This window comes from Chroococcus sp. FPU101 (assembly GCF_017312365.1).
Classification (GTDB): domain Bacteria; phylum Cyanobacteriota; class Cyanobacteriia; order Cyanobacteriales; family Microcystaceae; genus Chroococcus.
The window spans coordinates 22552-37878 of record NZ_BLJI01000001.1 but is presented as its reverse complement, the minus strand read 5'-3'; the positions used below and the strand labels follow the sequence as shown (position 1 = coordinate 37878).

Below are 15327 nucleotides of genomic sequence, written 5' to 3'. Positions count from 1 at the left end.
GAAATATTTTAGAATTATAAGAACTATAAGGCTTATAATTATCGTCAAACATTGCTTTCATTGTGATTATAACATTTAAGATTAAAATGAATCTTTAAACCCTTCTTAAACTTTATTGATAATCAATATCAATGAAGCGACCAATGTATTGTAGAATATGAACGAGAATAGTTGCAAAAAAGTTTAGCGAATCATTCATGGCACTTGCTAAGTTAATTGAAACGGCGGGAATTGTCGCCTGGCCTCTGTTGGCTTTTTCAGTCATTGGAATTGCTTTAGTTATTGAACGTATCTGGTTTTGGATCACGATACAGTCTAGACAGCAACGAGTAATCACAGAAGTTTTAAGATTGTATCGCTCAGACATTGTAGCCGCCATTAGAAAACTCAAACAAAATGCTGATTTACCCGTAGCTCGAATTTTTTTAGAAGCGTTGGCTTTAGAAGAACCGACACCCACTGAATTTCGTTTAGCCTTAGAAACGGCGACCCAAGCAGAATTACCAGGATTAAAGCGTTTTAATACATTTTTCCAGACGATTATTACTGCTTCGCCCCTACTCGGTCTATTAGGAACTGTTTTAGGATTGATTCGCTCATTTTCATCATTAAAGATCGGAGATGTAAGCGGAACTAGCACGACAGGAGTTACAGCAGGGATCAGTGAAGCTTTAGTTTCTACGGCGATGGGGATAGTGGTTGCGCTGGTTGCGCTACTTTTTGCTAGTGCTTTTCGTGGCTTTTACATCCGTCAATTCGCTCTGATTCAAGAATATTGTGGACAGTTAGAACTACTATATCGTCGTTTACATGAAAGAGGAGTAAAAGTTAATGCGTCTCTCTGAAGAAGAAAGCGAGCAACTTGGCGAAATTAATATTGTGCCAATGATTGATGTAATTTTCGCTATTTTGACTTTTTTCATCATATCTTCATTAGATCTAAACCGTTCCGCGAGTTTACCTGTCAATTTACCTTCGGCCCAAACGGTAGAAGTTAAACAAGAAACTCAAATTAGTGTCACTGTTGAAGCAGATGGAGATCTATTTGTTGATCGTCAGCCGACTCAATTAGACAATCTTAAAAGTACTTTAGGTAGTTTAATTCAACCTGGAAGTGAATCCCTAGTTGTGATTAACGCTGATAAAAGTGTTGAGCATGGTCAAGTGGTTAAAGTAATGGATCTTTTGCGTCAAGTACCTGGAGCCAGACTAGCGATCGCAGCAACTCAAGAATAATCAATTTATTTTCTTAGACAAATTGCTTACCCGATACTGTTTAATTGATGTTAACTGCATCTCAGGAGCAGAATGATAAGCACTCATCACTGGCTCTACGGATTCTACAATCGCTTCATAAGCTCTTTTGATTTGCTGATCCGCCGTTTTAAATTCAATGCGGATGGTCGCTTGAGCAATATTTTTCTTTGCCCATCTGTCTAAAAGGATTTGTAACGGCTGGATCGGAATGAATTGTAAATTTTGATAAAGATACTGGGTCATTCCTTTTCCTTCTATACTTATGATTCGTCCCGATTTAGAATATTTGAGCCAGTCCCATCCTTCTTTAATCCATATTTCTCGTTCTACAATTTGCTCTAATGGTTTTAAACCAGACCATCCTCGATAAAACTGACGTAGCTCCGATACTGCTCCAGTACGACGGATGATCAGATCTAGTATTTCTGGTTCGACATGACCCCAGTAATGTCCTTGAGGTAAATCAATAAAGGTGGGTGCAAATTGATGTCCCCCAAAGTGACTACATCGCCAAACCCTTAGTTTTCCGTTGGAATTGGCGGCATATTTTGAGCGTAATTGTTTATAGATCGGATAGCCAAAACGACCACAAGCGACATCCACATTAGCGTGAGTACAGACCAGAATATCTCTAATATGATGAGTGTCTTGCCGATATTGCTCAAAACCAGCTAGTACTTTTGTATCATTTTTCAGTAAAGCAGCCGCCAGAGAAACTAAATGCGATTCTGGGACTAAGAATTCTTGTTTGTTAAACTCAGCAAAAAAACGAGCAGGACGACGATAGTAGAGTAAACGAGCATAACCTGTGATGGAGTATTCTGAGTATGGAGCGATCGCCAAAGCTCTTATATTAAAACCGCGCCACAAAATCAATTTTTTCATCAAATCAACTAAAGATTTGACTCTGGGATCATCAACCCAGATCATCGGTGACCAAGGCTGTTTTAGTTCCAGAATCAGCCAATGATCATAAGTTCCTGCGGTACCGATTGGATCTTCACCATTACTTTTAGAAACCACTGAGCAGAAACGACAATCGCTTAAATTCATAATTTGAGCGTCTCCACTGATAGCCCTAATTGAGTCACTGCTTTATAACATCGTTCATAATTTGCATCACCTGTATAAATTTTACGTTGTAACTGATGAGCAACAATCAATAATTCTGAAGAAGGCAACCAAGGAAAGATCACGGACTCTCCTGCTTGGGAAAACATCTCGATTAATTGCCCAATATTTCGTAAACTAAGATCCGCTTCAGGAAAGATAATTACTGCTTTAGCTCGTTCAATTAACCAGTCATGATCCCAGTCATCGTTAGTAATAGCGATCGCACAAGATGAATACGGAATTTGTTCGACAAAACGAGGTGAAGCGGTATCACCATAAAATAGTAAATGCTGTTGACCCAACACATACCAACCGTGTTGTAATTTATCGATTTTTTGAGGTGATTCGTCAATAATCGGCTCAAGTGCCACATTACTCGCTTTTTCTCTAGTTTTTGGTTGCAAAGCAACAATTTCTGGCTTTTGCGGTGCCAATGTTTCAATTTCTAGGGGCTGATACTTTTCTTTTTGAATGAGATCACGTAGCTCTTTATGTGTTACACTTTCACCAACTTTTGCTTTATTTAAAAATTCATCGCGGACTTTCTGAGAAGTGGAGGGAGCCGCTAAAAGATAAAGAGCCGAAGTAGCAATATCAACTTGAGTAAGAGTAGCCCGTTCCCCAAAAGTTTCATATACACTAATAAAATTGTAGGCAGTGCGACGGCTCCAGTCAAACTCAGCTTTTAGCCAAACATCAAACTGACCATGTTTAAGACGAGAACGTACATCAGCTAACTTTTGTCCAATTTCCCAAATATCTTGTGCCGAGCGACGTAAACGTTCTCTAATTTCTCCTGTACGTTGTTGGATAATTAATCTTTGTTCCTCATCCAAGCTTTGATAGTCAAAATCAATGATTAAGTTGACTGTTTTTTCGGAGCTACTCATAATGAAAATTAATCAAATTTTAACAAAATACGTTCTGGAATTAAATAGTGCTGAGTTTACGCAATTGCCTTCACTCTTCTAACATAACTGAAAGAGGTAAGAAATGTCCAACATTTTCTAGTTATAATCATTCATCCTACCCAAAACGTTTATTTTTGCTCTAAAAGTTTTTAATTATTTATGCTAGATCGTTCTGAACGCCAATGGCTACAGATTTGGAAAATCGCTCGATTTTATTGGTTCTCCCCAGAAAAATGGCAAGCTAGAGGTCTTTTGTTACTGCTATTGATTTTGTCATTAGGGAGTAGCAGCTTTTTAGTTATAGAAAGTTTACAACGAGGCGAAATCATCTCATCTTTAGCTGCTAAAGATCCCGAAAGATTTTCCAAAGCACTCGGGTTATTTTTAGGACTAATTCTCATTGGAATCCCCCTTCTTTCTTTTAATAATTACGTTCAAGGAAAGCTTGGACTTAATTGGCGGCGTTGGCTAACACATTATTTTATAAATCAATATCTAGAGCAGCAAACTTTTTATCAAATTGGTTGGCAAACTGAAATTGATAATCCTGATCAGCGAATTGCCGAAGATCTAAAAATATTTACTCAACAGTCACTTTATTTCTTTAGTATTTTTGTTGATTCCCTGCTACAATTAAGCGGTTTTGTGGCGGTTCTCTGGTTTATATCTAAACCTTTAATGTTTTTTTTAATCATTTATGCTTTGGTCGGAACTGTTGTTATTTTTGTAATCTTTGGTAAAATTTTGACTCGTCTCAACTTTGAACAGTTTAAACTAGAAGGAAACTTTCGCTTTGGTTTAATACGAGTGCGAGAAAATGCTGAATCGATTGCCTTTTATCATGGACAAACTCAGGAAAGGAAACAAGCTCAAGAAAAATTTAGAGCAGTTTTCCAAAATTTCCATAAATTAATTCGTTGGCAATTTAATCTAAATGTTTTTCAAAATGGCTATCAATATATTAATTTTATCTTGCCATTTATTGTTTTAGCTCCACGTATTTTTTCAGGTGAATTAGAAGTTGGTGCTGTCTCTCAATCTCAAGCCGCATTTGAGCGAATTGGTTTTGCTTTAGGTTTAATGATCAATCAGTTTGATAAACTGACTTTAATTGCTGCCAGTGTCAGACGTTTAAGTACACTCAAACAAGCGATGGCTCAAGAAAATTATTCATCTAACACTTCGATGATTGAGCTTAAAGAAAATACGGATTTAACGATTAAGAATCTTACCCTAATCACTCCAAACACTCAAACTATTTTAGTTCAAAAATTATCGATTCCTATTCCTTTAAAACAATCACTATTAATTGTTGGAGCGAGTGGAGTCGGTAAAAGTTCTTTATTGCGAGCAATTGCGGGTTTATGGCATTCAGGTTCAGGAGTTATTGAGCGACCTAAAAGAGAAGAAATATTATTTTTACCACAAAAACCTTACATGATTTTAGGTACTCTGCGCCAACAATTGATGTATCCTAAAAACAAGCTAAACATCGACGATCAGCAATTATATCAGCTATTAGAACAAGTCAATCTGGCTCATCTAATAATTCATTCTAATAGTTTAGATCACGTTGAAGATTGGTCTAATATTTTATCACTCGGCGAACAACAAAGGCTGGCTTTTGCTCGTCTACTGATTACTAAACCAAAATACGCAATTTTAGATGAATCAACAAGTGCTTTAGATATTAACAATGAAGCTAGGCTTTATCAACAGTTGCAAGGAACTTCGCTTACTTATGTAAGTGTTGGTCATCGTCCTACTTTAATTAAATATCATCAACAGGTTTTAGAACTCGCAGAGGATCACAGTTGGTGTTTAAGTTTAGCAGAAAATTATCGTTTTAATTAAAATGAATCGATTTTTATTTCGGTTATTACAACAATATTGGCAACTTGCTAAACCTTATTGGTTTATGGAAGAGAAATGGAGAGCATCAGACTCTTAATCGTACTGTTTTTTTTATCTTTAATTAGTACTGCTTTGCTGTTATTGTTAAGTATTTTTTTAGGTGAAGTGACTTCGGCTTTAACTAGCAAGGATTATGAACGGTTCATCCAATCTATTATCATTTTCCTCGGAATGATTATAATTGGGGTACCTTTGCTATCCTACAAAATTTATCTCCAAGCAAGTTTAAGTTTATCTTGGCGACGCAGTTTAACGGATTATTTTATTAAAGGTTATCTGAATGAACAAATTTTCTACAAAATGAGTTTCTATCCTGAAATTGATAATCCAGATCAAAGAATTGCTGAAGATATTAAAATTGTTACTCAGCAGTCAGTGAATTTTTTCATTATTGTTTTAGATGCAGTGCTTCAGTTAATTGGTTTTACAGGGTTACTTTGGTCAATTTCTCAAGTATTAATGGTCTTTTTGATTCTTTATGCTGTGCTAGGTACCGTGATCACAACCGTTGTTTTTGGTCGTATTTTTGTTGGGATTAATTTAGAGCAACTTAAACGTGAAGCCGATTTTCGCTTTAGCTTAGTTCGGATTCGAGAAAATGCTGAAGCGATCGCATTTTATCAAGGACAAAAACAAGAACAAGAGCAAGTTCAACAGAGATTCTTAAGAGTTATTCAAAATTTTGATCATCTGATCCGTTGGCAACTTAACTTAAATCTATTTCAAAATGGCTATCAATATATTACTTTTATTTTACCTGGATTAATTTTAGCACCCCGTATTTTGTCTGGTGAGTTAGAAGTTGGGGAATTTGCCAAAGCTGGTGTCGCTTTTAGAAGTATTTTAATTGCTTTAGCGTTATTGATTACTCAATTTGATGAATTAAGTGCTTTGACAGCAGGAATCACACGTTTAAATACTTTAGCTGAGTTTTTCGCTCAACCCCCATTAGGTAGAACGACAATAGAAACAATTGAAGCGTCTAGTTTAGCCCTAAAAGATGTAACATTACAAACCCCTGACTATCAAACCACCCTAGTTCAAGATTTATCATTTATTTTGTCATCAGGTCAAGGATTACTGATTATTGGAGCGAGTGGAGTCGGTAAAAGTTCATTATTACGTGCTTTAGCAGGATTGTGGAATTCAGGTTTAGGTGTAATTGAGCGACCAAAACGAGAAGAAATGCTATTTTTACCTCAGCGTCCCTACATGATTTTAGGATCACTACGCCAACAATTGCTCTATCCTAACTCTGATTTAACTATTAGTAACGAAAAACTGATTAACGTACTTCAACAAGTTAATTTATCAGAGCTTGTCACTCGGTTTGGTAGTTTAGAGGTCGTAGATCAATGGACAAATGTATTATCTTTAGGAGAACAACAACGTTTAGCATTTGCTCGTTTATTGCTTAATCATCCCAGATACGCGATTTTAGATGAGGCGACCAGTGCTTTAGATGGCAAAAATGAGGAATTACTTTACCGATATCTACAAAAGACTTCCATCACATATATTAGTGTCGGTCATCGTCCCTCTTTATTCAAGTATCATCAACAAGTTTTAGAACTCACTGGGAATGGAGCATGGAAATTAAGTACAGTAGATAGTTCAAGTAGCCAAAATTTGTAGAGTAATAGATACAACTATTGCGGAAATTCAATAAATCTATTTAAAGTTAAAGGGCTTGGCAACCAAGCCCGGACATTTTAAATACACAAAACACAAGTTTTGTCAAGATTTAACCAAAAATATTTTTACTCTTCCTCTTCTCCACCACCCCAGGGGAAACCGACATACCAAAAGTAAGTGACCATTGGAATTAATGTGGCAAAAAACAAGAAAACAATCACCCAAATACTCGCGCTGGTATCATTCGTCTCCTCTGCACTGGTAAACGTACTTTCTATATTAATTTCCTGAGCGTCTGGCGGCCCTGGGTCAGGTTGACCTGATAGAACAGCACTAACTCGACGACTCGCATCTAATACAGCTTGATTATACTTTGCGCCCTCTTTGAGAGGAACGGCAACCGTTTCGGATACCACACTGTCGGCAATATCATCATTAAGTAATTTTTGGGCTTTTTCTCCAGTCCGAATCGCCGTCGCGTTCGTTAGAGTATCGATGACTAATAAAGTCTGATGTTCTTTGGCTTCAGGTGTTGGGTACCATTTATTAAATAATTCATCAGCAAATTGATTAATCGTTTGGCCGAAATCTAAACGACGAATCACCACCATACGGACTTCATTTCCCGTTGAGGAAGCTAATTTTTTCAGGTCACTACTAACTTTAGCCTCATTGGCACGACTAATCGTATCAGCTTGGTCAACCACCCAGGTAGAATCACCTGCACTCAATGGGGGTAAATCATAAATCCCTGTCGCTAAAGACGGGGGTACCAGCATTCCTAATGCTAAAACTACGATACAAAAAAAGCTCAGTAAACGTTTCATTGTATTAACTCTGATCATGATTGCTATAAAAATATAATATGAGAAATTGGTTTCATGAACTTTTCTAACGCAAAAGATAAATTTAGAAGCGAGATGGACACCCTTTGCTTAAAATATTTTTAAGTTTTCTATTATCATTTGGAAGCTTTAAGAGGAGAACTCGAATAAAATGCCCGAAACTCCATTTAAACAGGTTGTACAACCTTATCATGGTGATCCCTTTATCGGTCATCTCTCAACCCCGATTTCTGATTCTGGCTTTACCAGAGCCTTCATCGGTAATTTACCCGCCTACCGTCGTGGTCTATCCCCCATTATACGGGGCTTAGAAATCGGAATGGCTCACGGTTATTTTCTGATTGGCCCCTGGGTGGTATTTGGCCCCTTACGCGACTCTGATCATGCTAATATGGGTGGTTTAATTTCGGGTCTAGCACTAATCCTGATTGCAACTGCTTGTTTATCGATCTATGGTTTGGTTTATTTCCAAGGCAAAGAGGATACCACGGCTCCCCCATCTCTAAAAACCGCTGAAGGTTGGAGTCAGTTTGCTGCTGGTTTCTTCGTTGGCGGCATGGGTGGTGCTTTTGTAGCCTACTTCCTTTTAGACAATCTTAATGTCGTTGACGGCATTATGCGCGGCGGTTTCAATCAATAGCTTTTTTGGAATCATTTAATTGTCATCTGTTTCTAAATCTTTAGATAGGAGAAATTCACATGAATGGTGCTTACGCAGCTTCTTTTTTACCCTGGATCATGATTCCCCTAACTTGCTGGTTATTGCCAGCCGTCGTTATGGGACTTTTATTCATTTATATTGAAAGTGAAGCTTAAATTTTAGCTAGATTTTCATTTTGTATAAATAGAGACGTGATCTATCGCGTCTCTACACAACAGATTGAACCTATTAAATTAAGCGGCTAAAGTATTTATATCAATTTTTTGAAACTTGCGTCCTGTTTTTGAGGGCATCGGTAAATTCATACGATTGTGAAAATCTTGCTGAACTTTGTAGGTTAAACGGGGCGAAATTTGACGGATAATTTCTGATAATAAACGATCGCCAGTCGTCTGAACTACCTTCCAAGGTAATTTAGAGATCAATTTCGGGAATTTGACCATAACATCCATATGTAACTCCCAAGTCACTTTAGTTACGACAACGGGTAACTGATTTATTCCTTGATTTCTAAACGCGCTTTCTAAACCCGACGCAGCCTGAGAAGCAGCCACCTCACTTAAGGACATCAAAGCTTGATAATCAATTTGATAGCCTAAATGTTCTTCTCCTAACGGAATACTGTGCATATGATAAACCCCGTTGAGAGGCGGTTCTAAGACTACAGCCATTCTCGGTTCCACATCGTAACCAAACGCTCCATATTTACCAACTGCTAAAATATAACCATTATTGCCTATCGGTTCAGTTTTCAGGGGTTCAGCACATCGACAAAACCACCCTTCATGTTGATTTAAGTATTCTGCTACCGTTTGGGCATCACTGTACATCTCCATACAGCCTTCAAAATGAGCTTGAAAATGAGCAATCTTCAAATCTATAGCAGTTGATAACTCATGCTCAGAAAAATTATCGGGATTGGGGTTAACATATTGACACTGCATAACCTGACTCTTAGGGTGAGGGTTAATAAGTTCTTTTTGCTATTCCATCCATCCAAGGATTCTAGCAAAAAGATAGAAAGAGGTTCATAATGTTTTTTAGATAATAGTATTACCTATTCTAGAAAAAACTGGGGTAACCAAGATGAAAGCGTTTGTAGCTGGAGCAACGGGTCAAACGGGTCGTAGAATTGTCAAGGAGTTAGTTAGTAAAAATATTCCTGTCAGAGCCTTAGTTAGAAACCTAGAAACCGCAAAGGAAATTTTACCACCTCAAGCCGAATTAGTCTTAGGCGACGTAAAACAACCCGAAACCTTGACCAGCGCAATCGCCGATAGTACAGTGTTATTATGTGCTACTGGAGCTAAACCGAGTTTTAACCCGACAGAACCTTATTCCGTTGATTTTCAAGGAACTAAAAATTTAGTTGATGCAGCAAAAGCAACTGGAATACAGCAGTTTGTTTTTGTATCCTCGCTTTGCACCTCTAAATTTTTTCATCCTCTAAACCTATTTTGGTTAATTCTCTATTGGAAAAAACAGGGAGAAGACTACTTAATCAATAGCGGACTAAACTATACTATCGTTCGTCCTGGTGGCCTTAAAAACGAAGATAACGTAGAACCAATTCTTTTGTCATCCGCAGATACCCTGTTTGAGGGCAGTATACCCAGAACAAAAGTCGCCCAAGTTTGCGTAGAATCACTTTTTTATCCCCAAGCAAAGAACAAAATTGTAGAAATTGTCACTTCACCAGATGCTCCTGCGAAAAATTGGGAACAAATGTTTACAAATGTGGCTTAGTCGGTAAATTAGTCTCAAAATTAATTTAGCTACAATTGAGAATAGTTACTCAAGTTCTATTTTGATGACTATATCTCATAAGGCTGCATTTCTAGACTAAAAATACAGAATGAGCAACAGACAGACAAATTTTTTCGCTAAAACCCTTTTTGGTCTTTCAATTCTAACGCTACTCGCTTTTCAGGGACGGTTACCCGCTTTTGTAAATACCCTAACTCAGCAATTCTCCAAATCAATGCTTGAGTCATCATACCTCAATCAGCCTCTAGCCATGACAGGCGGAGATCCTTATATTCGGGCTTTGATGCGTACCATTACCGCAAGTGAATCCAATGTTACTAAACCCTATTATGTATTGTACGGTGGAAAATACGTCGCTGATTTGAGCAAACACCCTGAACAATGTATGCCAATTCTGGTAGGGCCGAATATAGGTCAATGTAGCACGGCCGCAGGACGTTATCAATTTCTCAATACTACTTGGTACGAAAAAGCCCAAAAATATCATCCGAGACCCTCTGGTGTTTTGTGGTGGAAAAATTATAGCTTTGAACCAGAATATCAAGATCGAGTCGTGTATGCTTGGCTAAATGATCAGAGTGCCTGGGGTGTTAATATTTCTCAGAAACTCCAACAAGGTAAAATCGAAGCGGTTTTAAAATTACTCTCCCCGACTTGGACAAGTTTAGGATATGGTATTGAAACCAATTCTATGAGTCCTCATTTAAGTAGAATCTACCAAAAAATGCTCACAGAAGAATTAAAACGAGTTGGTTAGAATATACTATTTATGAAATCTCCGATTATTTTTTCACCTGCTCATGCTCGACAGACCAAAGAACGATTCGCCGAGCAAAATGACTATCTTTCCTATGAATTAGGCAAAGCGATTCAAGAATTACCCCCACTCTATACCCGTTTACTTGCGGGTACAATTTCACTGCTGATTTTTGGGGGACTTACTTGGGCTTATCATGCTCAAGTAGATGAAGTGGCGATCGCAACGGGTAAAATCATTCCTTCAAAAAGCTTAAGACCCGTTAGAGCGATTACGGATGGTATTATCCGAGAAGTGAAAGTTAAAGCTGGAGAACAGGTCAAAAAAGATGCGATTTTATTAGAAAAAGATGATGCTTTAGCCCAAACTGAAATTAACCGTCTACAAAATTCTGTAAAACTGATTCAACAAGATATCGCTCGTCTCAATGCAGAAAAATCTAATCAAACCACTACAGGAAATACCCCCCAAGATCAACTTTTAGCCGCTCGTCGGTCAGACTACGAAGCACGTCGTACTACAGCACTAGCAGAAGCGAATAAACAGTTAGCAGGAAAACAAGAAGCGAAGGCTCGTTTATCTCGTCTAGAAGAAAACCTCAAAACGGCTCGCATTACCGAACAAAAAGCAGCAACTATTTTAGAAAAAGCAAGAGAAGCTTTAGCTAATTCTAAACAAAAAGAAGAAGCTTTAAGAATCTTAGTTGCACCTGAAAATCAAGCGATTCCTCGTTTAGAATATGTGGAAGTGCAAAACCAAATTATTCAAACCGAAGCGGAGGTGATTCGGGCTGAAAATGAATTAGTAACGGCTCAAGATAAAGTTGTTTCGTTTCTCTCAGATATTGCCGCCCAAAAAGAAACCATCATCGCGGCCCAGAAATCTTATGAAAGTGCATCTTCACAAAACAACCGTCTACAAACTGAACGTCAAACTGAAATTTTAACCCGCTTAAATCAACGGCAAGAAGAATTAGCCTATGCTGTTGGACAACTCGACAAAGCCAAAAAAGAAAAAACTTTTGAATTAATTAAAGCACCCATTGACGGGACGGTGTACGAAGTTAAAGCCACTCGTGGCCCTGTTCAAAAAGGCGAAGATTTATTATCAATTTTACCAAGCGGGGATAGTATTTTATTAGAAGCAAAAGTTTTAAATAGAGATATTGGTTTTATTAATCCTGGTGATCCAGTTAAAATCAAATTAACGACTTTTCCGTTTCAAGAATTTGGAACAATTTCTGGAACAGTCCTAAGAGTTGATCCTAATGCAACGGTTGATGAAGAAAATAAAGAATTAGGATTAGTTTATAAAACTACCATTGAATTAGATAAAAAATTCATGATAGTTAGGGGAAAAGAAGTTAAATTAGTACCAGGGATGACTGCTACAGCAGACATTGTGACTCGTCAAAAGTCAGTACTAACTTTCTTTATAGAACCGATTACTCGACGTTTTAGCGATGCTTTTTCGGTTAGATAAACAATTTAGCAAAATATGATTTTATATGTTGAGCATCAAGTTAGTCTTAAATAGATTCATCGGTTTTATAATTAGATAAAAGACTATCGGAATTAGATTTCTGATGATTATTATTGTGATGCAAAGGTGATACAGAGTCTAGAGATTTAGCGTCTAGCTGATGCCATTTACGATTTTTCTTTGTCAAATCATCAAACGATTGTAAAGCATTATCTAATAAGATTTCTCTAACTTGTTCTCGAATGGCTAAACGAATATAATCATCAATTCCCCCTAACTCATAGAGTAAATCCATTCCTAATCTAATTGTTTCTAATTTATCTTTGACCGATGGGTTATCTGCTGGTAAGGTACCAATAACCGAATGATTTCTTTTAGGTCGAATCACGGGTAAAATTTCGCGTGTAATCCATTGTTGGAATGGTAACATTAATGGACTATTAGACTGAGCAATTAAATAGTATAATCCCGCTTCATATAAAGTAGAAACTAATTGCTCACCATCTGACGTCATAACTGGTTTTTGGCTTTTCCAAGGCTCTGGAATCGTGGCAAAATAATCGCCATACTCTTCCATATCGAGTTTAGGATAAAGAACTGCCAAAACATCATTAAATACCCATTCTGGCATCTCTGTAGTACCAACTAAACGAATTTGCCAATAGCGTCCAGAGGTGTTATCCTCAAACTTGAATACTTTCGGTACTATGTAGTTTTGCTTAACCATTCTGATTTTACCCACTTGATTAACTACACTACTAGACCCAAATCAGCCAAAAAAGTTCATGGCTCAGGTTGCCATTGATATTTTTTTAAGTTAATTTTCTCGTCTGGACTAAACAAAACCCCTTCATCTTCTAAAAGATTTCGCTGTAAATAGTCCCCACCCTGTCGAAAAATTGAATAAGATATCTCACCCTTGGCATTAACAACGCGATGCCAAGGTACATCATTTTGATGCGGTGCGAGTCGATGTAGCGCATATCCCACAAGACGCGCATGACCCAAACGATTCGCTTTCATAGCGATTTGACCGTAAGTGGCTACTTTTCCTCTAGGGATTTGACGTATGATCGCATAAATTTCTTCATAGGCACTCATTCAATTTCAATAGATGTTGGAGAATCACCAGAAGGCGGATTTTTCGGCAACAAAGGACGACGAAACTGAGTATATAGGCGATCGCGCCACTCAAAAAACGGATCATATGCACTATTATCTGCTAAACTAGGAACCCCTTTCCCTTGCAATTCGTTGGGTAAATCCAGATAATTACCCGAAGGAAACTTAATAATCATACTCAGTCCAGCCACCGCTAAATCAGCTAATGTTGGCTGATCAGTTACTAAATAGGGTCTATTTTGTAATATTAAACTCAATGCCTCTAAATCCTGTTTAACACTTCTGTTGGCACTTTTAATCGCATCTTTACTAAAACCAACTCCTGTACCCAACACTTCTAGAAATTCATTAGGAACCGAACCGACTAACGTTCTGACAAATTCAGGAACTTCTCTAGGTAAAAAAACCGTTCTAAAATTCTGATTTTGGTTAAATGCACCGATAAAAGCGGTACGACCTTTAGAACCAATCGATTCATCAGCCCATTCTTCAATCAGTAAACATTGTCCTCTCGCAACGGGATCTGAAGGAATAATCGGTTTTTCAGGATATTTACTATCTAAATAGAGAGCAATTTCAGTAGAATCAGCGATGACCGTTTCACCATCTTTGAGTACGGGAACTTGTCGCTGTCCTGAAAGACGAAAGACTTCAAGTTGTCCGACTCCCGGAACGACTTCAATTTTTTTGTATTCTAAACCCTTGTAATCTAAAATGAGGCGGACTTTCTCAGAATATTGGGATAACTCAAATTGATATAACTCTAACACTTTTATTAGCTCCTACAGGTTGACTTCGTTGTCTCCACCCAAGATTGATTGTAGCGTTTATTTGAAATAGAGCAAAGTTTAGTTCTTTTTCTCTACCTGCACGCAATTGCTAACTTTTTTTAATATTCGATCCCTCTTTATTAATTCCTTTATAAATAAAAATTAAATTATGATAAAAATATAAAGCAACAATATTTTGTGTCAAATAATTAACTTGATAATGTTCGGCTGGAATTTCTTCATAATTCAAGCCATCGACTAAGTTTTTAAAATACCCCATAATTGTTTTAGGAGAGTTAAAATCATTAAAACTTCCCTTAAAACTCGATAAATAAGAGGTCTGTGTATCTTCTACTACATAAATCCCACCATTTTTAAGTTTTGGAAAAAGAAATTCAAAAGTGATGATAACATGATCATTCATATGGCTTCCATCATCAATAATGATATCTAATTCTTCTGTTATAGACAAAACTTCTTCTAAAAAAGATTGATCAATTTGACTGCCTTTAAAGGTTTTAATTCGTTGTTCATCATGATAACTTTTGTCATGAATATCAATTCCATAGATCATACTATTAGGAAAATAGGTTCGCCACATTCTTAAAGAACATCCACCCCGTTCTGGGTATTGATAGCCACCTATCCCAATTTCTAAAATTTTTAATTTCTCTTTTTTAATAGGACTAAAATGAGTTTGATAGTGTTTTGCATAAAAGTGAACTCCCCACTTGTCTGTCCGATAAATGGTTGCCAACTTCGGTAGATCATCACCACAGAGCAAAGAGTAGTAATAATGACTAAACACTCTAGATTGTTGAAGTGTCAGACGAGATTTTACTAATTTTTTAAGTGACTCAATCACTTTTATGTTATGCAAAATCAATCTCCTTTATTAATATAAAATTCTTGAGTTTAGTAAACTGAAAGTCATCTAACTCTTAGACTTAATTACTTGAAAGCTTGATATAATTTAATACAATGACTAAGGTTAGATCTTCTTAAAAGTAAATTTTTTAAGAATTTCGCCAAAATTGAATAAATTTTGCGATAATATAGACCTCTTAGAAAAAATCTAATTTTAGCATAAAGA

The 15327-nt window shown here is 37.0% G+C and carries 17 protein-coding genes; 9 read left to right on the top strand and 8 right to left on the bottom strand.

The genetic code is table 11. The annotated features are described in order from the left end of the window. The first annotated feature begins 197 nt into the window (after positions 1-197). Positions 198-845, top strand: a complete 648-nt coding sequence (locus tag CFPU101_RS00185) for a MotA/TolQ/ExbB proton channel family protein (protein WP_206813336.1) — start codon at positions 198-200, stop codon at positions 843-845. Then, positions 832-1236, top strand: a complete 405-nt coding sequence (locus CFPU101_RS00180; RefSeq protein WP_206813335.1) for a biopolymer transporter ExbD — start codon at positions 832-834, stop codon at positions 1234-1236. The genes CFPU101_RS00185 and CFPU101_RS00180 overlap by 14 nt, the downstream gene beginning before the upstream one ends. Here the strand turns inward: CFPU101_RS00180 and CFPU101_RS00175 are convergent, their stop codons facing one another. Both CFPU101_RS00175 and CFPU101_RS00170 read right to left on the bottom strand, forming a co-directional pair. Then, positions 1237-2310 carry a sucrase ferredoxin gene (locus CFPU101_RS00175; protein WP_206813334.1) on the bottom strand — a complete coding sequence of 358 codons (1074 nt, stop codon included), beginning with the start codon at positions 2308-2310 and terminating at the stop codon, positions 1237-1239. After that, positions 2307-3260: a DUF3102 domain-containing protein gene (locus tag CFPU101_RS00170; protein WP_206813333.1), complete on the bottom strand. Its 954-nt coding sequence runs from the start codon at positions 3258-3260 to the stop codon at positions 2307-2309. Before CFPU101_RS00170 ends, CFPU101_RS00175 begins: the two co-directional genes overlap by 4 nt. Positions 3261-3440: 180 nt before the next feature. Here CFPU101_RS00170 and CFPU101_RS00165 point away from each other — a divergent pair, with 180 nt between their 5' ends. After that, the gene (locus CFPU101_RS00165; protein ID WP_206813332.1) at positions 3441-5135 is read left to right on the top strand and encodes an ABC transporter ATP-binding protein/permease; all 1695 of its coding nucleotides are present in this window, start codon (positions 3441-3443) and stop codon (positions 5133-5135) included. Positions 5136-5210: 75 nt separating this feature from the next. Continuing rightward, entirely contained in the window at positions 5211-6830 is a 1620-nt protein-coding gene (locus CFPU101_RS00160; RefSeq protein WP_206813331.1) for an ABC transporter ATP-binding protein/permease, read from the top strand. Positions 6831-6955: 125 nt separating this feature from the next. Here the strand turns inward: CFPU101_RS00160 and psb32 are convergent, their stop codons facing one another. Next, positions 6956-7657, bottom strand: a complete 702-nt coding sequence (gene psb32 / locus CFPU101_RS00155; protein WP_206813330.1) for a photosystem II repair protein Psb32 — start codon at positions 7655-7657, stop codon at positions 6956-6958. 169 nt (positions 7658-7826) lie between these two features. On the opposite strand from psb32, the gene CFPU101_RS00150 reads away from it, so the two are divergent. Both CFPU101_RS00150 and CFPU101_RS00145 read left to right on the top strand, forming a co-directional pair. Further along, positions 7827-8315 carry a photosystem I reaction center protein subunit XI gene (locus CFPU101_RS00150; protein WP_206813329.1) on the top strand — a complete coding sequence of 163 codons (489 nt, stop codon included), beginning with the start codon at positions 7827-7829 and terminating at the stop codon, positions 8313-8315. Between the two features lie 59 nt (positions 8316-8374). After that, positions 8375-8491 (top strand): photosystem I reaction center subunit VIII, encoded by a 117-nt coding sequence (locus CFPU101_RS00145; RefSeq protein WP_206813328.1) that lies wholly within the window; start codon positions 8375-8377, stop codon positions 8489-8491. Positions 8492-8569: 78 nt separating this feature from the next. On the opposite strand, the gene CFPU101_RS00140 is transcribed toward CFPU101_RS00145, so the two are convergent. Continuing rightward, a complete protein-coding gene (locus CFPU101_RS00140; protein ID WP_206813327.1) occupies positions 8570-9280 on the bottom strand; it encodes a DUF1997 domain-containing protein in 711 nt (236 codons plus the stop codon). 142 nt (positions 9281-9422) lie between these two features. Between CFPU101_RS00140 and CFPU101_RS00135 the strand changes: the two genes are divergently transcribed. The 3 genes from CFPU101_RS00135 (at position 9423) to CFPU101_RS00125 (ending at position 12342) form a co-directional block, all read left to right on the top strand. Further along, positions 9423-10082: an SDR family oxidoreductase gene (locus tag CFPU101_RS00135; RefSeq protein WP_206813326.1), complete on the top strand. Its 660-nt coding sequence runs from the start codon at positions 9423-9425 to the stop codon at positions 10080-10082. A gap of 109 nt (positions 10083-10191) precedes the next feature. Next, complete coding sequence (locus CFPU101_RS00130; protein ID WP_206813325.1) at positions 10192-10860, top strand: glycoside hydrolase family protein; 669 nt, start codon at positions 10192-10194, stop codon at positions 10858-10860. Positions 10861-10872: 12 nt separating this feature from the next. Then, positions 10873-12342 (top strand): HlyD family efflux transporter periplasmic adaptor subunit, encoded by a 1470-nt coding sequence (locus CFPU101_RS00125; protein ID WP_206813324.1) that lies wholly within the window; start codon positions 10873-10875, stop codon positions 12340-12342. Between the two features lie 46 nt (positions 12343-12388). Here CFPU101_RS00125 and CFPU101_RS00120 read toward each other — a convergent pair whose 3' ends face one another. From CFPU101_RS00120 to CFPU101_RS00105, 4 genes are all read right to left on the bottom strand, one after another. Beyond that, positions 12389-13069 (bottom strand): BRO family protein, encoded by a 681-nt coding sequence (locus tag CFPU101_RS00120; RefSeq protein ID WP_206813323.1) that lies wholly within the window; start codon positions 13067-13069, stop codon positions 12389-12391. Positions 13070-13125: 56 nt separating this feature from the next. Continuing rightward, positions 13126-13443, bottom strand: coding sequence for an MGMT family protein (locus CFPU101_RS00115; RefSeq protein ID WP_206813322.1), 318 nt, complete (start codon positions 13441-13443; stop codon positions 13126-13128). Continuing rightward, the gene (locus CFPU101_RS00110; RefSeq protein WP_206813321.1) at positions 13440-14234 is read right to left on the bottom strand and encodes a glutathione S-transferase family protein; all 795 of its coding nucleotides are present in this window, start codon (positions 14232-14234) and stop codon (positions 13440-13442) included. Before CFPU101_RS00110 ends, CFPU101_RS00115 begins: the two co-directional genes overlap by 4 nt. A 109-nt stretch (positions 14235-14343) precedes the next feature. Beyond that, entirely contained in the window at positions 14344-15114 is a 771-nt protein-coding gene (locus CFPU101_RS00105) for a hypothetical protein (RefSeq protein WP_206813320.1), read from the bottom strand. Positions 15115-15327 lie beyond the last annotated feature (213 nt).